This window comes from Trinickia dabaoshanensis (assembly GCF_002879885.1).
GTDB classification, from domain to species: Bacteria; Pseudomonadota; Gammaproteobacteria; order Burkholderiales; family Burkholderiaceae; genus Trinickia; species Trinickia dabaoshanensis.
The window spans coordinates 209665-229032 of record NZ_PNYA01000009.1; the positions used below are offsets into that span (position 1 = coordinate 209665).

General features: G+C 61.5%; 17 protein-coding genes and 1 tRNA gene. 9 read left to right on the plus strand and 9 right to left on the minus strand.

The annotated features are described in order from the left end of the window. Positions 1-49: 49 nt before the first annotated feature. The 4 genes from htpX to def form a co-directional block, all read right to left on the minus strand. Positions 50-907, minus strand: coding sequence for a zinc metalloprotease HtpX (htpX, locus tag C0Z18_RS12185; RefSeq protein ID WP_102645661.1), 858 nt, complete (start codon positions 905-907; stop codon positions 50-52). Positions 908-1034: 127 nt separating this feature from the next. Continuing rightward, entirely contained in the window at positions 1035-1685 is a 651-nt protein-coding gene (locus tag C0Z18_RS12190; RefSeq protein ID WP_102645662.1) for a LysE family translocator, read from the minus strand. Between the two features lie 93 nt (positions 1686-1778). Further along, the gene (gene fmt / locus C0Z18_RS12195) at positions 1779-2768 is read right to left on the minus strand and encodes a methionyl-tRNA formyltransferase (RefSeq protein ID WP_102645663.1); all 990 of its coding nucleotides are present in this window, start codon (positions 2766-2768) and stop codon (positions 1779-1781) included. Between the two features lie 39 nt (positions 2769-2807). Continuing rightward, complete coding sequence (def, locus tag C0Z18_RS12200; RefSeq protein ID WP_102645664.1) at positions 2808-3311, minus strand: peptide deformylase; 504 nt, start codon at positions 3309-3311, stop codon at positions 2808-2810. Between the two features lie 250 nt (positions 3312-3561). Between def and dprA the strand changes: the two genes are divergently transcribed. The 3 genes from dprA to C0Z18_RS12220 all read left to right on the plus strand — a co-directional run bounded on the left by dprA (position 3562) and on the right by C0Z18_RS12220 (position 8175). Beyond that, positions 3562-4815, plus strand: a complete 1254-nt coding sequence (gene dprA / locus C0Z18_RS12210; protein WP_102645666.1) for a DNA-processing protein DprA — start codon at positions 3562-3564, stop codon at positions 4813-4815. Between the two features lie 80 nt (positions 4816-4895). Further along, the gene (locus C0Z18_RS12215) at positions 4896-5273 is read left to right on the plus strand and encodes a thioredoxin family protein (protein ID WP_102645667.1); all 378 of its coding nucleotides are present in this window, start codon (positions 4896-4898) and stop codon (positions 5271-5273) included. Positions 5274-5520: 247 nt separating this feature from the next. Beyond that, positions 5521-8175 carry a DNA topoisomerase III gene (locus C0Z18_RS12220; protein WP_102645668.1) on the plus strand — a complete coding sequence of 885 codons (2655 nt, stop codon included), beginning with the start codon at positions 5521-5523 and terminating at the stop codon, positions 8173-8175. 117 nt (positions 8176-8292) lie between these two features. Here the strand turns inward: C0Z18_RS12220 and C0Z18_RS12225 are convergent, their stop codons facing one another. Together C0Z18_RS12225 and C0Z18_RS12230 are read right to left on the minus strand one after the other, a co-directional pair. Continuing rightward, positions 8293-9390, minus strand: a complete 1098-nt coding sequence (locus C0Z18_RS12225) for a LysR family transcriptional regulator (RefSeq protein ID WP_102645669.1) — start codon at positions 9388-9390, stop codon at positions 8293-8295. Positions 9391-9657: 267 nt separating this feature from the next. Next, a complete protein-coding gene (locus tag C0Z18_RS12230; RefSeq protein ID WP_102645670.1) occupies positions 9658-11517 on the minus strand; it encodes a phosphoenolpyruvate carboxykinase (GTP) in 1860 nt (619 codons plus the stop codon). Between the two features lie 374 nt (positions 11518-11891). Between C0Z18_RS12230 and C0Z18_RS12235 the strand changes: the two genes are divergently transcribed. Then, entirely contained in the window at positions 11892-12905 is a 1014-nt protein-coding gene (locus C0Z18_RS12235) for a D-2-hydroxyacid dehydrogenase family protein (RefSeq protein ID WP_102645671.1), read from the plus strand. A 55-nt stretch (positions 12906-12960) separates the two neighbouring features. Here the strand turns inward: C0Z18_RS12235 and C0Z18_RS12240 are convergent, their stop codons facing one another. Together C0Z18_RS12240 and C0Z18_RS12245 are read right to left on the minus strand one after the other, a co-directional pair. Further along, positions 12961-13833 carry a patatin-like phospholipase family protein gene (locus C0Z18_RS12240; RefSeq protein WP_102645672.1) on the minus strand — a complete coding sequence of 291 codons (873 nt, stop codon included), beginning with the start codon at positions 13831-13833 and terminating at the stop codon, positions 12961-12963. A gap of 58 nt (positions 13834-13891) precedes the next feature. Further along, a complete protein-coding gene (locus C0Z18_RS12245; protein WP_102645673.1) occupies positions 13892-14296 on the minus strand; it encodes a PaaI family thioesterase in 405 nt (134 codons plus the stop codon). Between the two features lie 229 nt (positions 14297-14525). Between C0Z18_RS12245 and C0Z18_RS12250 the strand changes: the two genes are divergently transcribed. Both C0Z18_RS12250 and C0Z18_RS12255 read left to right on the plus strand, forming a co-directional pair. Then, a tRNA-Lys gene (locus C0Z18_RS12250) sits at positions 14526-14601 on the plus strand. Positions 14602-14890: 289 nt separating this feature from the next. Further along, a complete protein-coding gene (locus C0Z18_RS12255; protein WP_102645702.1) occupies positions 14891-15085 on the plus strand; it encodes a phage virion morphogenesis protein in 195 nt (64 codons plus the stop codon). Positions 15086-15287: 202 nt separating this feature from the next. Here the strand turns inward: C0Z18_RS12255 and C0Z18_RS12260 are convergent, their stop codons facing one another. Beyond that, positions 15288-16280, minus strand: a complete 993-nt coding sequence (locus C0Z18_RS12260) for a DUF6896 domain-containing protein (protein WP_102645674.1) — start codon at positions 16278-16280, stop codon at positions 15288-15290. Between the two features lie 581 nt (positions 16281-16861). Here C0Z18_RS12260 and C0Z18_RS33900 point away from each other — a divergent pair. The 3 genes from C0Z18_RS33900 to C0Z18_RS32695 all read left to right on the plus strand — a co-directional run bounded on the left by C0Z18_RS33900 (position 16862) and on the right by C0Z18_RS32695 (position 19199). After that, a complete protein-coding gene (locus C0Z18_RS33900) occupies positions 16862-17389 on the plus strand; it encodes a hypothetical protein (protein ID WP_408646992.1) in 528 nt (175 codons plus the stop codon). Next, entirely contained in the window at positions 17373-17591 is a 219-nt protein-coding gene (locus C0Z18_RS33475) for a site-specific integrase (RefSeq protein ID WP_233217283.1), read from the plus strand. Before C0Z18_RS33900 ends, C0Z18_RS33475 begins: the two co-directional genes overlap by 17 nt. Before the next feature lie 771 nt (positions 17592-18362). Beyond that, on the plus strand, positions 18363-19199 hold the full coding sequence (locus C0Z18_RS32695) for a hypothetical protein (RefSeq protein ID WP_146013996.1): 837 nt from the start codon (positions 18363-18365) through the stop codon (positions 19197-19199). The last annotated feature ends 169 nt before the right edge of the window (positions 19200-19368 follow it).

Here is a 19368-nt window from a genome sequence, read left to right on the forward strand (position 1 = left end):
CGAGGGCCCGTTTCGACGTTGGCGCGCATCGACGCGCGCACCTCGATCCTTAGTCGTACCTGCCCGTGCGCGCCATTTCCATGAGGCGTGCGATGCGCTCCTCCGTTGCCGGGTGCGTCGAGAACAGATTGGCCACGGCACCGCCCGATAGCGGGTTCAGAATCATCATTTGCGCCGTGGTGGGATGCGCCTCGGCGGCCGCGAACGGAATGCCGGCAGCGAATCGATGGATCTTGTCGAGCGCGGAGGCCAACGCTTGCGGATCGCCCGAAAGCTGCGCCCCGCCGCGATCGGCCTCGAATTCACGGGCACGCGAAATCGCCATTTGAATCATCGCGGCGGCGATCGGCGCGAGCAGCGCGACGGCGATACCTGCGATCGGGTTGGCCGGCCGGCCTTCCTCGTCGCGCCCACCGAAGAACATCGCAAAGTTCGCCAGCGCCGAAATCGCGCCGGCCATCGTCGCCGAAATCGTCGAGATCAAGATGTCGCGATGCTTAACGTGCGACAACTCGTGGGCCATCACACCGCGCATCTCGCGCTCCGACAAAATCCGCAAGATGCCCGTCGTGGCGGCGACCGCCGCATGTTCGGGGTTACGGCCCGTCGCAAAGGCGTTCGGCGCGTTTTCGTTGATGAGATACACGCGCGGCATCGGCAGGCCGCCGCGCGTGGCGAGTTCGCGCACCATCCGATAGAACTGCGGGGCGCTGGTTTCGTCGACTTCCTGAGCGTTGTACATGCTCAGGACCATTTTGTCCGAGAACCAGTACGAGAAGAAATTCATCGCCAGCGCGATGACGAGCGCGATCGTCATGCCGCGCGAACCGCCGATCATCCCGCCGATGGCGACGAAAAGGGCCGTGATCGCGGCCATCAGCATCGCGGTTTTGACCCAATTGAACATATGCACTCCTTTTCCGTTTGCGCCGCGGCGACACCCCCAGACATGGGGGAGCCCTGGCGTCACGCTCAATTGTAAGCGATTTGTCAGGAAATGGTTTTAGCCGGCCGGGCGCGAACGAGGTGTTCGTTCAGCGATGGACGGCGGCAAGCCGCAGCCCTAGTCCGACGAACGCGCTGCCTACCACGCGATCGAGCCACTTCTTGACCGTGGGCGTGCCGCCCAGACGCTGCGTGACGCTGCTTGCGACCCATACCAGAAACAGGCACCACATGACGCTCATGGCGATGAAAACGCCGCCGAGTGACAGAAACGCGAAGGCTTTGTACTCGCTGTCGGTCGAAACGAACTGAGGAAAGAAGGAGACGAAAAAGAGCACGACCTTCGGGTTGAGGACGTTCGTCCAAAAGCCTTGCAAGTAGAGTTGCCTGAGCGTGCGGCTGGCTTGCGCCGGAGTCTCGCCCGTCTGAACCGTCGCGGCTTCGCTTTTCGACGATGGCCAAAAGGCAAGCCGCACGCCGAGATAGATCAGATAGATGGCGCCTGCGAACTTGATGACCGTAAAGGCAGTGGCCGATGCCGCCAACAGCGCCGTGAGGCCGAATGCGCAGGCGATCGTGTGCACGCAGCAACCCGAACAGATTCCGAGCGCCGACATCAGCCCGGCGCCGCGACCCTGCGCCACGCTGCGCCCCACGATGTAGGCCGTATCGGGGCCGGGCGTGACGTTCAGCAAGAACACCGCGGCGACGAAAAACGGAAAATGAACGATGCCGAACATGCTCGAGGTCTCCTTCACGGAAAAGCTGCGCCCGCCATCATCGCATGGCGGCCGCTCGTTTGCGCGCGGGCCGGGCAGGCACCGCGGCGGCAATCACACGGCTTCGGGCAAGGTTAGCCGCTGACCGGCTTGCAACGTCGCATTGGCGAGAAATTCGCGCACGGGCAGACGCTTGCCGCCCGGTTTTTGCAGTTGCGTAAGCCGCAGCGCGCCTTCGCCGCACGCGACCACGACGCCGTCGGCCGCTACCGCCACGATCGTTCCCGGCTCTACGGTCGGGACCGATGCGCCGGTCGCTTCGGCCGCCCAGATCTTGAACGAGGTGCCATCCTCGAGCGTCGCGACCGCGCCCGGAAACGGATCGAACGCGCGCACTCGGCGCGCAAGTGCCGTGGCGCTCGCGCGCCAATCGAGCGCGGCCTCGTGCTTCTCGATCTTCTGCGCATACGTCGCGCCCTCGCCCGGCTGCGCGATCGACGGCAGCACGCGGTCGCGCTCGAGCTTCGAGAGTGCGTCGACGATGAGTCGCGCGCCTTGCGCCGCGAGCTTGTCGTGCAGCGTGGCGGTGGTGTCGCGCGGGTCGACCGGCATCCGCCCGACTTCTATCATCGCACCCGTGTCGAGCCCCGCATCCATTTGCATGAGGGTAATGCCCGTCTCCGTATCGCCGGCTTCGATCGCGCGGTGGATCGGCGCCGCGCCGCGCCAGCGCGGCAACAGCGACGCGTGGATGTTGATGCAGCCACGCGGCGGGATATCGAGCACTTCCTGCGGCAACAGCAGGCCGTACGCGGCCACCACCATCACGTCGTGCGGCGTCGCGCGCAGCCGGTCGATCGCGGCCGCCGCGTCAGCGGGGTATTTGCCGTTTCGGCGCAGCGAGGGCGGCTGAGCGAGTTCGAGCCCGTGCTCGACCGCATAGCGCTTGACGGGGCTCGCCTGCAGCTTCATCCCGCGTCCGGCGGGACGGTCGGGCTGCGTCAGCACCAACGGCACAGGAAAACCGGCTTCATGGATCGCGGCGAGCGCGCTGCAAGCGAACTCGGGCGTGCCGGCGAAAACGACGCGCAGCGTATGGGTCATGTATCGAGCAAAAGCGGCGGGTAGGAGTTGCGCGTCACGTCACATCGCGTGAGCGAGCTTTTTCATCTTCGTCTTGATACGCGTCTGCTTGAGCGGCGACAAGTATTCCACGAAGACCCGGCCCATCAAGTGATCCATTTCGTGCTGAATGCATACGGCCAGCAGGCCTTCGCAGTCGAGCTCGAACGTTTCGCCCTTTTCGTTCAGCGCGCGCACGCGCACGCGCTCGGCCCGCTCCACTTCGTCGTAGACGCCGGGCACCGACAAACACCCTTCCTCGTTGATTCGCCGCTCGTCGCTCGACCACACGATTTCGGGATTGATGAAGGCGCGCAATTGATCGTGTGTCTCGGAAACGTCGATGACGATCACGCGCTCGTGCACGTCGACTTGAGTCGCGGCCAAGCCCACGCCGGGCGCGGCGTACATCGTCTCGCCCATATCGGCGACGAGCTTGCGGATTCGGTCGTCCACCTTCTGGACCGGTTTGGCGACCTTGTGCAGCCGCTTGTCGGGGTAGTTCAGGATGCTCAGTAAAGCCATGGTGTCAAAAGTCGTTGCGACGCAGCCGGGGGGCGCATCGCCGATGGTCTACAGACCGGTCGTTAGCCGTTCGGCCAACTGGCACGGCCCGCTCGGAATATCGAAGATACGCCGAACCGCGTGCGTCGTCAGGCCGCTCGCAGCGGCGAAAAACGCGCAGGCATCGGCTACGTTCTGGGGTATTTCGGATGGTGAAAATTTTATCACGGCGCCGGCAAATTCGCTGGCGGCCGAGCGAAGGCGCGCAGTCATGAACGCGCGCGCGCCGACATCGGAACAATTGCATGCGTGGCTTGCGCTCACCAGTGTGCGCGCACTCAAGCCCGCCATTTTGCGGGCGTTGCTCGCGGCATTCGGCGACGCCCGCTCGTTGCTGGCGCAGCCGTTCGAGGCGCTCGCCGATGAGGCGGGAAGCGCGATCGCGCGGGCCGTGGCGGCGGCCGCGCGCGCCGACGTGCGCGAGCAAGTCGATCGAACGCTCGCTTGGTGCGCGGCACCAGGCCACGCGCTCGTCACGCTCGACGATCCGGCCTATCCTTGCTCGCTTTTCAATATGCACGACCCACCGCCACTGCTCTACGTGAGCGGGCAGTTGCAATGGCTCCACGCACCGAGCGTGGCGATCGTCGGCAGCCGCAATGCCACGCCGCAGGGCGCCGCCGATGCCAGGCGTTTTGCGCGCGAACTCGCCCGAGCGGGGCTCGTCGTGGTGTCCGGGCTGGCGCTCGGCGTCGACGCCGCCGCCCACCGAGGCGCGTTGGACGCGGGCGGCGCCACGCTGGCGGTGGTCGGCACGGGAGCCGACCTAGTCTATCCGGCTCAGCACCACGCGCTCGCGGACGAGATCGCCGCCTGCGGGGCGATCGTCTCCGAGTGGCCGCTTGCGACGCCGGCCAAACCCGCTCACTTTCCTCAGCGCAATCGGCTCATTGCCGGGCTGACACGGGGGGTGCTCGTCGTGGAAGCGGCGCTGCGTTCCGGTTCGCTCATTACCGCCCGCCTGTCGAACGAAATGGGGCGCGATGTATTCGCGGTTCCCGGCTCGATTCATTCGCCCGTTTCTCGCGGCTGCCATCAATTGATCAAGGATGGCGCGATGCTCGTCGAAACGGCGGCCGACGTGCTCCAAGCGCTCGGTCTGACCGTAACCGAGGACACCGGCGAGCCGCAACGCGCGGATCGGCGCGCAAAGGAAACGCAGCCGTCCCGGCAGCGGCAAGCGCGCCGTTCATCGACGCCCCGACCGGAGTCGGCCTCGAAATCGGCAAAGCCGCGGGTGCCCGCTCCGGCCTTGCCCCTCTTCGATACACCGCCGCCCGCGCTGTCACCAGACGGCAGCCGGTTGCTCGAGGCGCTCGGACACGCCCCGGCCGCGCTTGAAATTCTCGCCGGCCGAACCGACATGGATAGCGGGACCTTGCAAGGCGCTCTGCTCGAGCTCGAATTGCGCGGATATCTGACCGTCTTACCGGGTGGCCGATACGTTCGGCATACCGAGGGGTGACGCGGCGCACAACGTCGGCATAACCCGGCGTGCTACAGTCCCCAAAACCGCTACCGGCATTAGAAAAGAAGGAACGCATCATGCCAGCGCTGAACCTGGACACCGATTCGGACGAAATCGGCGAGCGGGTCAACGACCCGAACACGCTGCTCGTCGCTTGTCTGTGCGCCCAATGGTGCGGCACGTGCCGCGAATACCGCGAAACGTTCGACCAGCTTGCCGACGCCCATCCCGACATGTGTTTCGTCTGGATCGACATCGAAACGCATGCCGACCGCTTCGACGATCTCGACGTCGAGAATTTCCCGACGCTGCTGATCGAGGACGGGACGACCGCTCGCTTTTTCGGGACGGTCCTGCCGCACCGCGCGATCGCGGAACGGATGCTCGCCGACCTCACGGCTTTACCGGACGCCGTGGGCGCGCCGAAGGTGCGGCCGGCGCTCGCGGCGGTTTGAACGTCGCCCGGATCCCCGCCGCGCCGCGCTGCCCGGTGGCACATTCCGTGCACAGGGTGCACGCCGGCTGCCGTCCACAAGGTCTCGCGCCGCACGCATCGGAGCGTGGCGGCCGGTGCCGGCGCCCCGGCGCCGGCATGATCCTTTTTGGGGCAAGAAATCGCCGCTGACGCGCCGTGTGCTATAAAGCGGTCGTTGAAGGGAACTCAATCGGGGATTCGACCCCGATCACTACATTAATCCTGTCATGTCCAAAGCACTGATCATTGCGGAGAAGCCCTCGGTCGCGAACGACATCGCGCGCGCACTCGGCGGCTTCACCAAACATGACGAGTACTACGAGAGCGACGAATACGTGCTCTCCTCGGCGGTCGGCCATCTACTCGAGATCGCCGCGCCCGAAGAATACGAAGTCAAACGCGGCAAGTGGAGCTTCGCTCACCTGCCCGTGATTCCGCCGCATTTCGACCTGAACCCGATCGCGAAAAGCGAATCGCGGCTCAAGGTGCTGACCAAGCTGATCAAGCGCAAGGACGTCGAGCGCCTCATCAACGCATGCGACGCGGGGCGCGAGGGCGAGCTCATCTTCCGCCTCATCGCGCAGCACGCGAACGTGAAGAAGCCCGTTCAGCGGCTTTGGCTTCAATCGATGACGCCCGCCGCCATCCGCGACGGTTTCGCGCACCTGCGCAGCGACAACGACATGCAGCCGCTCGCGGATGCCGCGCGATGCCGTTCGGAAGCCGACTGGCTCGTCGGTATCAACGGCACACGGGCGATGACCGCGTTCAACAGCAAGGGCGGCGGCTTCTTCCTCACGACGGTGGGACGGGTTCAAACGCCGACGCTTTCGATCGTCGTCGAGCGCGAGGAGAAGATTCGTCACTTCGTGCCGCGCGATTATTGGGAAGTGCGGGCGGAATTCGTCTGCGCCGGCGGCTTCTATGAAGGCCGTTGGTTCGACCCGAAATTCAAGCGCGACGAGTTCGATCCCGAAAAGCGGGACTCGCGGCTGTGGAGCGTCGCCGCCGCCGAATCGGTCGTGGCCGCGTGCCGCGACCACGTCGGAACGGTGTCGGAGGAGTCCAAACCGTCCACGCAGCTCTCCCCGCTGCTGTTCGACCTGACGAGCTTGCAGCGCGAGGCCAACGGCCGCTTCGGCTTCTCGGCGAAGAACACGCTCGGGCTGGCGCAAGCACTCTATGAGAAGCACAAGGTCTTGACCTATCCGCGTACCGACGCGCGCGCGCTGCCCGAGGACTACCTCGGCACGGTCCAGGACACGCTGCAAATGCTCAAGGAGAGCAACAACTACCTGCCGTTCGCGAAGCAGGTGCTCGACAAGGGGTGGGTCAAGCCGAACAAGCGCATCTTCGACAATTCGAAGATCAGCGACCACTTCGCGATCATCCCGACCCTGCAAGCGCCCAAAGCGCTCTCCGAGCCCGAGCAGAAACTGTACGACCTCGTCGTCAAGCGGTTCCTGGCGGTGTTTTTCCCGGCGGCCGAGTACCGCGTCACCACGCGCGTGACGGAGGTCGTGGGTCACCACTTCAAGACCGAAGGCAAGGTGCTCGTCGAGCCCGGCTGGCTCCAGATTTACGGCCGCGAGACGAGCGGCGAGGACGCCAATCTCGTTCCGGTGCAAAAGGACGAGAAGGTCAAGACCGACAAGATCGCCGCACACGGCCTGACGACGAAACCACCCGCGCGCTACAACGAAGCGACGCTGCTCTCCGCGATGGAAGGGGCGGGCAAGCTCGTCGAGGACGACGAGTTGCGCGAGGCGATGGCCGCCAAGGGGCTCGGCACGCCGGCCACGCGCGCCGCCATCATCGAAGGGTTGCTCGGAGAGAAATACCTCGTGCGCGAGGGCCGCGATCTCATTCCGACCGCGAAAGCGTTCCAGTTGATGACGCTGCTCCGCGGGCTCGGCGTCAAGGAGCTGACGGCGCCCGAGTTGACCGGCGAGTGGGAATACAAGCTTGCGCAGATGGAGCGCGGCAAGCTAGCGCGCGACGCGTTCATGCAGGAGATTGCCCGCATGACGCAGACCATCGTCAAGCGCGCGAAGGAGTACGACTCCGATACGATTCCCGGCGATTACGCCACGCTCGCCACGCCGTGTCCGAATTGCGGCGGACAGGTCAAGGAAAACTACCGCCGCTTCGCTTGCACGCAATGCGAGTTCTCGATTTCGAAGATCCCGGGCAGCCGCCAATTCGAGACCGAAGAAGTCGAGACGCTGCTCAAACAAAAGGAAATCGGTCCGCTGTCGGGCTTCCGCAGCAAGATGGGCCGTCCCTTCTCGGCCATTCTGAAGCTGACGTTCGACGACGAAATCAAGAACTACAAGCTCGAGTTCGATTTCGGCCAGGATGCCGGCGGAGAGGACGGCGAGGCGCCCGACTTCTCGACGCAAGAGAGCGTGGGCGCATGCCCGAAATGTCACGCCCGCGTCTTCGAGCACGGCATGAGCTACGTCTGCGAGAACTCCGTCGCGAACCCCAAGACCTGCGATTTCCGCTCGGGTAAGGTGATCCTGCAGCAAGAAATCGCACGCGAGCAAATGGCGAAGCTGCTCGGCGAAGGCCGCACCGATTTGCTGACGAACTTCAAATCGTCGCGGACGGGCCGCAACTTCAAGGCCTATCTCGTCAAGCAAAGCGACGGCAAGATCGGCTTCGAATTCGAGAAGAAGGAGCCTAAAGCGGCAGCGAAGAGCGCGGGGCGCAAATCGTCCGCCGCGGATAGCGAGGCGCAAAGCGATGACGCAGCCGAAACCGTGACCGCCGCGGCTCCGGCCAAGAAGGCCGCCACCAAGACGGCAGCCAAGACCGCGGTGAAAACCGCCGCCAAAACACCGGCGAAGCGGGCGACGGCGCGTAAGGTCAACGCCTAAGGCCGCGCCAACCCGTACCGCGGTCCATAGACAAATAAAGCGAGCGCCAACCAGCGCTCGCTTTATTTTTTGTCGGGTACCGGGACCGCGCGCCCGGCTGGCGCACCGCTCCTCGCTTTACAGCGGCGACGGCGTGCTCATACGCGCACGCGGCGCTCGAGCCATCTTACGCAGCGCGCTGTCGCGCCGGGTGCCGAACGCATCGCTTTCACCTTCCACTTCGTAGGCCTCGTCGTCGCCGTCGGCGGATTCGACCGCCGGCAACGCGGGCGCAGGCGCGGTCTCGGGCGCATCCTTGAGCCAGAGTTCCCCGAGCGTGCCGTTCGGTGTTTGGCTGAAGTGGTCGACGAGGTGATCGATGAACGTGCGCACCTTGGCCGGCAAATGGCGGCGGCTCGGGTACCCGATGTTGATCTCCACCTGCGGCAGCCGGTAATCGCTGAGCACGCGCACGAGGTTGCCGCGCGTCGCATCGCTGCCGATCAAGTAGCTCGGCAAGATCGCGATACCCATATCGAGCAGCGCGAACTGACGCAGCATCTCCGTATTGTTCGCGACGATCACGTTCGAGGGGCGTACGCGCACCTCGCCTTCCGGGCCCGTGAACACCCGCTCGTCCCCCCAATACTCGGTGGGCAGGCTCAGGCACGCGTGGTCGAGCAATTCCTCGGGCCGCGTCGGCGTACCGTGCTTTTCCAAATAGGCGGGCGTAGCGCAGACGATCATGCAGCCCGTCGTTAGCCGGCGCGTGACGATACTCGCGCTGCGCACCCTTTGGGCGATGACGATACCGACGTCGAATCCTTCTTCCACCAGATCCACGCTGCGATCGACGAGCGTTAGATCCGGCACCACTTTCGGAAAGCGCTGGGTATAGGTCTGCAGAACGGGTGCGAGATTGTGCAAGCCGAACACCACGGGGGCGACGATGCGCAGCGTGCCAACCGGCTCATGATTGCGGGCGACGACCATCTGCTCGACATCTTCGAGCTCATCGAGAATTTGGCGAGCGCGCTCGAGGTAGACCTGGCCCGATTCGGTCAGCGAGAGACTACGCGTAGTGCGGTTGAGCAGGCGCGTGCCGAGGCGGCCTTCCAGATCGGCGACGTGACGCGTGGCCACGGCGTTCGAGATATCCATCGCGCCGGCCGCACGAGCGAAACTGCCGAGATCCGCCACTTTTACGAACACACGCATTGACTGCAAATGATCCATTGACGACTCCTGCCGCTTGTTGTTACTCAGAAAAAAATTCCTGAGCCAATCCGTGATTGTCCTACGACTTTGAAACGCGCGCAGAGTTGCGCGCATCGCGTTTTTTGTTTCGTAGCAAGAAACAAGCGGTAATCAATTGTTGCGAGAGTTCATAATGTGAAAATTCACGACCTATGCGGTTTCGTCAGAAAAAAAATAACCGCCCGAAGGCGGTCATTTGGAGAAGCCGGCTCGGCGCGGCGCGGCGCCGAGCGATGGTTCGAATTATCAGGCCGGCGCGAGGCGATTTTCGATTTCGGCCTTCGTTTGCGTGAGCGCGGCGGGCAACCGATGCCGTAACGAATCGAAAAATTCCGCATGCAACGCCAACTCCCGGCGCCAATCGGCGTCGTCGACGGAGATGACTTGGTCGAACTGCTCGCGCGTGAAGTCGAGCCCGTTCCAGTCGATGTCCTCGTAGCGAGGCGAAACGCCAAACGCATGGTCGGTGCCGGTCGCGCGCCCTTCGACGCGGCCGATCATCCAGCGCAGCACGCGCATGTTTTCACCGAAGCCCGGCCAGACGAACTTGCCGTCCGGCCCTTTACGGAACCAGTTGACGCAGAAAATCTTCGGCAGCTTGGCGCCGAGCGAATCCAGCCGCTCGCCCACCTTGAGCCAGTGATCGAAGTAGTCGCCCATGTGGTAGCCGCAAAACGGCAGCATCGCGAACGGATCGCGCCGCACGACGCCTTGCTGGCCGGCGGCGGCGGCGGTCGTCTCCGAGCCCATCGTCGCGGCCATATAGACGCCTTCCACCCAATTGCGCGCCTCCGTCACGAGCGGCACCGTGCTCGAGCGGCGGCCGCCGAAAATAAACGCATCGATCGGCACGCCCGCCGGGTTCTCCCAGTCGGGATCGACCGACGGACATTGCGACGCGGGCGCCGTGAAGCGCGCATTCGGATGCGCCGCCTTGCGGCCCGTTTCCTTAGCGAGCTCGGGCGTCCAGTCCTGGCCCTGCCAATCGATCAGATGCGCGGGCGGCGTGTCCGTCATACCTTCCCACCAAACGTCGCCGTCGTCGGTCAGCGCAACGTTCGTGAAGATGACGTTGGCCTTGAGCGTCGCCATGGCGTTGTAGTTCGTCTTCTCGCTCGTACCCGGCGCGACGCCGAAATACCCTGCCTCGGGGTTGATCGCGTACAGCCGGCCATCCTTGCCGGGCTTGATCCAGGCGATGTCGTCGCCGATCGTCGAGATCGTCCAGCCGTCCATCGTTCGCGGCGGAATCAGCATCGCAAAGTTCGTCTTGCCGCATGCCGAGGGGAACGCCGCGGCCACGCGGTACTTGCGGCCCTCGTCGGACGTCACGGTCAGTATCAGCATGTGCTCGGCGAGCCAGCCTTCCTTGCGCCCCATCGTCGAGGCAATCCGCAACGCAAAGCACTTCTTGCCGAGCAGCGCGTTGCCGCCATAGCCCGAACCGAAGCTCCAAATCTCGCGGGCTTCGGGGAAATGAACGATGTATTTGGTCGGGTTGCAGGGCCAAGCGACATCGGCCTGACCCGCGGCGAGCGGCGCACCGACCGAATGCACGCACGGCACGAATTCGCCGTCGGTGCCGAGTACGTCGTACACCGCGCGGCCCATGCGCGTCATGATCCGCATGTTGACGACGACGTACGGACTATCCGTCAATTCGATGCCGATATGCGCAATCGGCGAACCGATCGGTCCCATCGAAAAAGGTACGACGTAAAGCGTGCGGCCTCGCATCGCCCCGTCGAACAGATTGTCGAGCGTGGCGCGCATCTCGGAGGGCTCGGTCCAGTTGTTCGTCGGTCCCGCGTCGTCGCGGTACTCCGAACAAATGAAAGTGCGATCCTCGACACGAGCGACGTCCGACGGATCAGAGCAAGCGAGGTACGAGTTCGGACGCTTCTCCGGATTCAGGCGCTTTAACGTGCCTGCCTCGACCATCTGTTCGCACAGACGGTCGTTCTCTTCCTGAGAACCGTCGCACCAAACGATGCGATCGGGTTTCGCGAGTTCCGCGATGCGCTGAACCCAGTCGATCAGCTTGCGATGTTTGACGTAGGCGGGTGCTTCAAATGTAGCGACGCCTCCAAAGGCGGGATGATTCATCGAGCAGTCTCCGTTTTGTGATCGTAAAGAAGGAAACGGGCATGGCTCGCTGACGCTGCATGCGAGAGGCGCGTTCGTACGCGTACGCTGCGCGTACGAACGGGTGCGTCAGGAGCGAAACGGCTTGTCGCCGAGTGCGGGGCATCGACACGTTTTTAGGCGCGATCGATGCACGCGCGTAATCTGCGGCTTGCGCGCCGGCGCGACAAGCTGTTAAAAAGAGGCGGTCCTGCCTAGTGAAAGCCGTGAGCATCGTGACCCTGCGCGTCGCATCGCTCATGCCAGCTTGTACTCCTGTGACAGGTTGGAACCGACAAGCATATCACTGCGTCTATTGTGTACATCGTGCACTGCAAAACGAACCTCCCTAGCCTATGAAGATTGCCATTCTCGACGACTACCAAGACGCCGTCCGCAAACTCGATTGTTTTCAGCTACTGACCGGTCATGACGTCAAAGTGTTCAATAACACCGTGCGCGGCCTTGGTCAGTTGGCCAGCCGCCTCGCGGAAGTCGACGCTTTGGTGCTGATTCGGGAACGCACGCGCGTCACGTCGCAGTTGCTCGACAAGCTGCCGCACCTGCGCATGATCAGCCAGACCGGCAAAGTGTCGAGCCATATCGATCTGCCCGCCTGTACCGAGCGCGGTATCGCCGTGCTCGAAGGCGTCGGCTCGCCGATTGCCCCGGCCGAACTCACGTGGGCGCTCATCATGGCGGCGCAGCGCCGCATTCCTCAGTACGTTGCCAACCTCAAACAAGGTGCTTGGCAGCAATCGGGTTTGAAGACATCGGTGTTGCCGCCGAATTTCGGGCTCGGCACCGTGTTACGCGGCCATACCCTCGGGATCTGGGGATACGGCAAGATCGGCCGGCTCGTGGCCGGCTACGGCAAGGCGTTCGGCATGCGTGTGCTGATCTGGGGCCGAGAGCATTCGCTCGAGGCCGCGAAGGCCGACGGCTACGAAGCGGCGGCAAGCCGGGAGGCGCTATTCGAAGAGAGCGACGTCTTGTCGCTGCACTTGCGTTTGCACGACGACACGCGCGGGATCGTCAAGCAAGCCGATCTGCTGCGGATGAAACCGACGGCGCTGTTCGTCAACACGAGCCGCGCCGAACTGCTCGAGGAAAACGCGCTCGTCAATGCGCTTTCGCACAATCGGCCCGGGATGGTTGCCATCGACGTGTACGAAAGCGAGCCCATCTTGCAAGGCTATGGGCTATTGCGGATGGAGAACGTGATCTGCACGCCTCACATCGGCTACGTCGAGCGCGAAAGCTACGAGCTCTACTTCAGCGGCGCGTTCAAGAACATCCTTGCATTCGATGAAGGCGACGTGTCGAACGTCGTCAACCCAGAGGCGCTGAGCGTCGTGCGCCGGCGTTGAGACGTTCGCAGGGGCGCGTCGAGTGAAATAGGCGTGGGCGTTGTTTCGACGATGCTTACGCCTGCTCGGACACGAGCTCGGAAAGCTGCGGCAGACGAGCGAGGAATGCCTCGCCGTCGCTGCGGCCGAGGTCGTACGCGGGCCGCATGAGCGCCGGCTGCGTGTAGTCCCAGCTCGAGATGGGTACTTTGCGCGAGGGCTGCACGTACAGGCGCTGCTGCTGGCCGTGCGACATGACGAAAGTCTGCGGGCGCGGATAACGGCGCGTGACCATGACGAGCACGCGGCCCGGCGTATCGTCGAGCGCATCGACGGGCACGTTGTCGACCATCCCGCCATCGAGCACCGGACGGCCGTCTCGTTTGAGCACGGGCGTGAACGGCGGCGTGCACGAGGACTGCAAGATCAGATCGGCCAGTTCATCGACGACGATGCAATCTTGCACTTTGACGAACTCGGGGCGAAAGCCGAGTGCGCGCCCGAGCGTCGGATGCAGCACTTTTCGGACGTGCTTATCGATGTTGTAGGCGATGAGACCGGCTGCGACCGACGTGCGCGCGCCGAGCCAGCGCGGCACATGCGAGACGCCGACGCGAATCTCGGGCGCGCTCGTGAGCTTGTCGAACGACTCGCCGTAGATATCGAGCAAGGCTCGCCGGTAAATCGCGTAGTGCGGGAACACGGCCGCGCCGCGCCGCCAGAGGTTGCCCCAATAAACGTTCTTTTTGTTATGACGTAGAACGTCTTCGTAATAGCGCATGACCCACTGCGAATCGCGCGTGTAGAGCATGCAAGCGGTTGCCGCGCCGGCCGAGATCGCCGTGATGACGCGCGGCGCGAGCGAGAGTTCGGGCTGAACGACGTCCCAGAAGCCGGCCTGCCACCAGCAGCGATTGCCGCCGCCTGCGAACACGACCTGATCGAACATGAGCGATTCCTTTTGGGGTTTGCGCTGGACAATGCCTGCGCGCTTCTTGGCTGAGTGCTTAGTTGACGAGCGCGTAGGTGGTGGTGGCGTGCACGGCCATTTTGCCGTCCTGGTCGACGAGTTCGATCTCGCCGAATACGAGGTTACGGCCCATGCGCAACACGCGTGCCGTGACGAGTACGTCGCCCGCGCGCACCGCGCGCATGAAGTGGATATTGAGCGAAACGGTGGTCATTGGGCGAAACTCGCCTAGCGCCGCTGAAATGGCGACGATCATGGCCGTATCGGCAGCTGCCATGAACACTTGTCCGCAGATGACGCCGCCCGAATGACGGAATTCGCCGGAAAACGGCAGCCGCAGCGTGACGCTTTCATCTGAGACGGTCACCGGCTTGAGCGCGAGCGAGCGCACCCACGGTGCGAGGACGCGATCGAGCAGATCGAGGATGGCGGATTCTGTCATGGGCTGTCTCCTGTCGGCCACGCCGATGGCTCCGTCTTCTCATAGCGGAGCCGCTGGGGTTGGGCGCGGCGGTGCCGCCATCATACCGGGAGCGGATTGAATTCATGAGACAACGGCGCTGAAGGGCCGCCAGGCGGGGCTGGGCGGGTGGCTGGCGGAATTTTTTCAGGGAATTTCGTGCAAAGGGCTATGCAAGACGAAAAAAGTCCTGCATAATTCGCAGTCTGTTGGGGCGTTAGCTCAGTTGGTAGAGCAGCGGACTCTTAATCCGTAGGTCGAGTGTTCGAGTCACTCACGCCCCACCAAAGAATTCAAGGGCTTAGCAGCGATGCTAGGCCCTTTTTATTTGCCTCTGCAGTTAGAAATTAGACAGCGTCTAATATCCTGCTCTTCCGTCCTTTCCTCTAGCACCGGGACATTCATCGGCCCCACCAGCCGGTACGGCGCGCATGCATTCGCCTGTTAGGCAACCTCCCTACGGTGAGTCCGACCCTAAAAGTCGGCGCGACATTCGAGTCGCTCAACTTCAGTTTCGGATTTCGCTCACTTTAGATACATGGCAGAATTGCTCCGCAGTTGACCTTGCAGTTGCCGATGAACAAGGATCCCCTGGCCGTCGGCTTCGGTGGCCGTATGGCTCGCTTGGCGCGCGTGCACCAGTTTGGCGAGAAAGCCACTATCAACCCGGGCGGTCCCGAATACCGATATCCTGCGCGCGTCCTACTCGGCCTGACGGACGTCGAACGTGTGATGGTGAGGGATCATCTGCTGGGGAACGTCACGATATAACTGAATCGGAACGATCTCCACCTCTATTCCGCTGCCGCACATCCACCGAAGCGCGGCGAACGTAAAACTTCGGAAGCAGCCTATTGCTGGTGTCCGCTTCCCGGGTACGCGAGACGTTGTCAGTCGGTCGTCTGATGACCATCTTCGCAGCGACGCGATCGGGCGCAGAATCCTGCCGAGCTTCGGCCATTGGGCTGACCGCTTAGCTCACCATAAACGTGCGTCGTCGAGGAGGTTCTCGTTTGATGCGCAGCTCACCTCGTCGTCCATTGATCGCATAATGCACCTCGCACTGGATGCGATAAGCGGAGAAAAAATCTTTAAACGCATCGTGCAGTTCACGAGCCCACGGAAGCCGCCTTGCGTCGGGGGCGAAGAAGCGTCGGATTGCCTCCGGATCCTCCCTTAGATGAAACGTTTTGTTTCGGAGCTCCCGGAGCGGGTTGCGGTGACGTTTAATCATTTTTCCTACAGCATCGCTCTTCGGAATCAATTTCTCAAATGCCGCTGGTCTTCCACTCCGTAGGAGAACGTGCATCCCAATATCCTCAAAGCCTTCGCATGTCACGGCAAGAAAACCTAGCCAAGAGGACATATAGATTCTCAAATCAACAATCTTTCCGTGACTCAAGGAATTGTCCTTCTTCCATTTCTTGTTCAGGCTTTCGTAGTTCTCTCGCATCAACTCAGCAGCCTGAAAATAATGGCTATGAAGTACCATCACGATGTCCAGATTGCGAGGAGGTAGCTCGTCGCCAGGTGACCGACTGTCGATGTCAACTGCCAGCGCGCGTTTAACGTTCGCGACGTAGAAGAGACCATCATTTGAGCGAATCAGATATCCTTCAGAAACTGCCGTCTCGAAGCCCCCCTCCAGCGCATCCTCGCTCTCAAAACCGTACGTAGACAATTTTTCGCCAGCGAAGAGAGAGAGTCGCCACAGGTCGAATCCATTTATCTCTCCAAAAATTCCGAAATCAAAATCGATCTCTCCACCAGGGAGATAGACCGTGCATCCGGCACCGTGCTTGACGTACGTGATATCACCATCAAGTAGACCCTTTTCTGGAAGATCACTTTCGATCCACCGCAGGCTTGAATCCGGCATCCGGATACCGGACCGCTGCATGAGTATCAGGGCCTCGAGGACCTTCTCCTGATAATCACCGATCAGGTCAGCAAGCTGTTTGTTCATGGAGCTATTGGTCTATGTCGTTGTCGGCGGCGAGATGGTTCTTGCGACGCGAAGCAGCTACAGCCCAACTGCGGGTCGCCGTCGCTAAAAAGCATGCAGCCTTAGACCGGCCGCATTCATACTGAAAAGATGCAGCGCCCAAGGTCGCTACTTTACACCGGTTATAGTGCGCTTCATACGCGTCCGATTCGATGCCGGATTGGCGAACCGTTGGCCCGACTGCGCACTGCAGATGTTTATGCGTTCCCCGTTGAGCGCGAAGGCGACGCGGCACCGACGCCGATCACTGCAGCGGGGGCGCGATGAGAAAGCAATTCAAGCTCAACACGGCCGTTAGCGCACTGGCAAACATGGCCCGCTTGCGCGGGCACGTCATTCGAAACATGAAAATGCCGTATCGGCGGCAAGCAAGGTTGGGCCGCTCTCTCGCGCATCGTCGCGCGCAGCGAGGCGAGCGCCAATCTATCAGCACGCGCCCTATGTGCCGGCGCGTGCGGCACGGCTCGCGGATGAGGTAGGTCATGTTCCTGTCGAAAATCGAACTGGAAGAACTGACGTGATTCATCCGATCAGCCAAGCAAATCGAATGGTTGCGGGCGAACGGTTGGCGGTTCGCAGAAGATTCGCAGCACCGTCCAAAGGTTGCACGCAGCTATTTCGAGGCCCGACTCGGCGCGACGCAGTCTGCCCCGGAATCATCCCATGCGGGAACGATTCGGCCGCGTTTCGAGGCGCTGCGCGGGTGCGTACAACGCGGGAGGCCGCACATGGGGCGTAGGCGACAGACGAATCTAGACCTCCCGCCGCGGATGCACCTCAAGGGAGGCCGCTACTATCACGTCGGAACGTCGCTCCCGCGCCAGTGGACGCCTCTCGGCTGCTCTGAACGAGGCGAGGCGCAAGTGGGCGGAAATGGAACCGGAGCAGGAACGAAGTCGCCACGCGCTCGCAGCGATAACCTCAAAGAACTGGAGAACCCGAAAGCCATTTTCGGGGCGATGCCTATGACGCAACCACTCCCGTCCATGTGCGCGAATATCTGGACATTCGGGGGAAACCGCGAGGGTGCGCGCGAACCGCGAGAAAGCGTTGTTGAGCCACATCGATAACAAGGCTCGAGAATGGGGGTACACAAGCGCATCGAATCCGTGCGCGGGCGTCAAAGGGTTCCGCGAGAGCGGGCGAAACATATACCTGACCGACGAGGGGTTCGGGGCCGTCTATGCCGTCGCACATTCGACGCTGCAAGACGCGATGGACGTAGCCTACTTGACCGGGCAATGCCCGGCCGACGTACTGAAAGTGAAGTGAGCAGACATTCGGGGCGACCATTTACATATCGTCCAGAATAAGACGGGGAAGCACCTCAGAATCACGATCGAGGGCGAGTTAAAAGCGGTCATAGAGCGCATCACTGCGCGGCCCAGGAAGATGACCGGTGCACACCTGTTGCAAAATGACGACGGCACGCCGGTGAGCCCGTTCGAGCTGCGATCGAGATTTGACAAGGCGCGCAAGCTAGCGGGCGCGTCCTTCCAGTTTCGCGATATTCGGGCGAAGGCGGCGAGCGACACTGGCGATCTATCACACTCTCAAAGCTGCTCGGACATCAGAGCCGAAACATGACGGAACACTACGTACGATCACGCATCGGCGAGCGGATGAAACCGGTCCGATAACGTCAACCGCGCCGGTTGCTGACGTTCCAACGTCCAACCACCCCGGTCGCACCCACGCGAATCTCAGAACAACCGAAGGTCCAATCCGCCCGCAAACGACTCCTGACCACCACGAGAAACCGCAAGCTCGACAGCCAGCAATTCCGATTCCGTCCAACGCCGTTCGCCAACTCACGTCCATTGCCTATCAAACACCCTCCCCGTCGACATTGTGAGACGTTGGCTTGTCGGCCGCACAGGATGGTCAAAGGGACACGTGAAACTAAGTGGTTTCGGGCTTTGCGCGCACGAAGCGCGAGCACATGCTCGGCAAACAGTCGCCCATGTAGCAAGTAGCATCGTTGACCGCAATGATTAGACCGATTAACTTACATCACCAAAACTCAATCATTGGGGAGGATCAGTGAGCAACACGCGTAAAAATATCCCGGCAACACCGCCTGCGGCATCAAACAATCACGTAACCGGCGAACCAATCACGGACAAGAATAGTGAATCCGACTCGCAACCAGTTATGTCAGGGTCGGCTCATAACAGGGAATCACACGATAATGCAGCAGAGTCTCCGGGTTTTCGGGTGTGGCTACGCAAAATGATCAATGAGCCCGTGGCGCTTTTCACACTATTACTTGTCATATTTACTGCTCTATTGTGGTATTCAACGGACGGCCTATGGCGAGAGGCGCGATCATCTAGCGAGGTCGCCAAGCAAGCGGCCGATGCAGCAACAAAAGCTGCTGACGCGGCAAGCAAAAATATCGAAGAATTCTCACTTTCTGAACGAGCATGGATGTCACTTGTTAGAATGGAGGGCAATCCATTCCAAAACGCTCACGACGCAACCGGAAACAACGTCGGCAACGGTTTTATATTTACAGCGCAATGGATAAATTCGGGAAATACCCCTGCCCGTGACGTCGTGATGCTGTGCAAATCACAAGAAACGGATCTCACAGGTCAATACAATGATCTTGATAAATTTGGCCTTAACGCAAAACCAGAAGGCGTCATAACGCCACACACTACCGTATCGTGCCCAATGATTGTGTTTGACAAAAGCATAAATGCATTGATAGCGAGAAAAGCCCGTCTATTTATATATATTCGGGTCAACTACAAAGACATCTATCACCCTTCAATCGCAAGATACACAGATACACTAATTGAAGTTAAATATGGCGGAATGCAAGGAAATCAACTGCGATTTTTATTTCCAACCATAAAAGGCGATGCAATATAACGACGACCCACGATCTGGACGAGCCGGCATGGTACGGTCTAACAGGCTGTTGAAATACCTCCCGCAGACGTCATCCGAGCGGGAGGGGTAAACGTTGAAAGAAGGAATCGACCAACACTGAGAGCGAAACGATGCGCGGAGCGGACGGCTACACCGAGACGATGTTCAC

What these genes read in the sequence shown, in the direction of transcription:
- C0Z18_RS12255 (WP_102645702.1), top strand. Translation starts at nt 14,891, where the DNA reads ATGAACAAGGATCCCCTGGCCGTCGGCTTCGGTGGCCGTATGGCTCGC.
- C0Z18_RS12225 (WP_102645669.1), bottom strand. Translation starts at nt 9,390, where the DNA reads ATGGATCATTTGCAGTCAATGCGTGTGTTCGTAAAAGTGGCGGATCTC.
- C0Z18_RS12215 (WP_102645667.1), top strand. Translation starts at nt 4,896, where the DNA reads ATGCCAGCGCTGAACCTGGACACCGATTCGGACGAAATCGGCGAGCGG.
- def (WP_102645664.1), bottom strand. Translation starts at nt 3,311, where the DNA reads ATGGCTTTACTGAGCATCCTGAACTACCCCGACAAGCGGCTGCACAAG.
- C0Z18_RS12245 (WP_102645673.1), bottom strand. Translation starts at nt 14,296, where the DNA reads ATGACAGAATCCGCCATCCTCGATCTGCTCGATCGCGTCCTCGCACCG.
- C0Z18_RS12235 (WP_102645671.1), top strand. Translation starts at nt 11,892, where the DNA reads ATGAAGATTGCCATTCTCGACGACTACCAAGACGCCGTCCGCAAACTC.
- dprA (WP_102645666.1), top strand. Translation starts at nt 3,562, where the DNA reads ATGAACGCGCGCGCGCCGACATCGGAACAATTGCATGCGTGGCTTGCG.
- htpX (WP_102645661.1), bottom strand. Translation starts at nt 907, where the DNA reads ATGTTCAATTGGGTCAAAACCGCGATGCTGATGGCCGCGATCACGGCC.
- C0Z18_RS12190 (WP_102645662.1), bottom strand. Translation starts at nt 1,685, where the DNA reads ATGTTCGGCATCGTTCATTTTCCGTTTTTCGTCGCCGCGGTGTTCTTG.
- C0Z18_RS12260 (WP_102645674.1), bottom strand. Translation starts at nt 16,280, where the DNA reads ATGAACAAACAGCTTGCTGACCTGATCGGTGATTATCAGGAGAAGGTC.
- fmt (WP_102645663.1), bottom strand. Translation starts at nt 2,768, where the DNA reads ATGACCCATACGCTGCGCGTCGTTTTCGCCGGCACGCCCGAGTTCGCT.
- C0Z18_RS12230 (WP_102645670.1), bottom strand. Translation starts at nt 11,517, where the DNA reads ATGAATCATCCCGCCTTTGGAGGCGTCGCTACATTTGAAGCACCCGCC.
- C0Z18_RS12240 (WP_102645672.1), bottom strand. Translation starts at nt 13,833, where the DNA reads ATGTTCGATCAGGTCGTGTTCGCAGGCGGCGGCAATCGCTGCTGGTGG.
- C0Z18_RS12220 (WP_102645668.1), top strand. Translation starts at nt 5,521, where the DNA reads ATGTCCAAAGCACTGATCATTGCGGAGAAGCCCTCGGTCGCGAACGAC.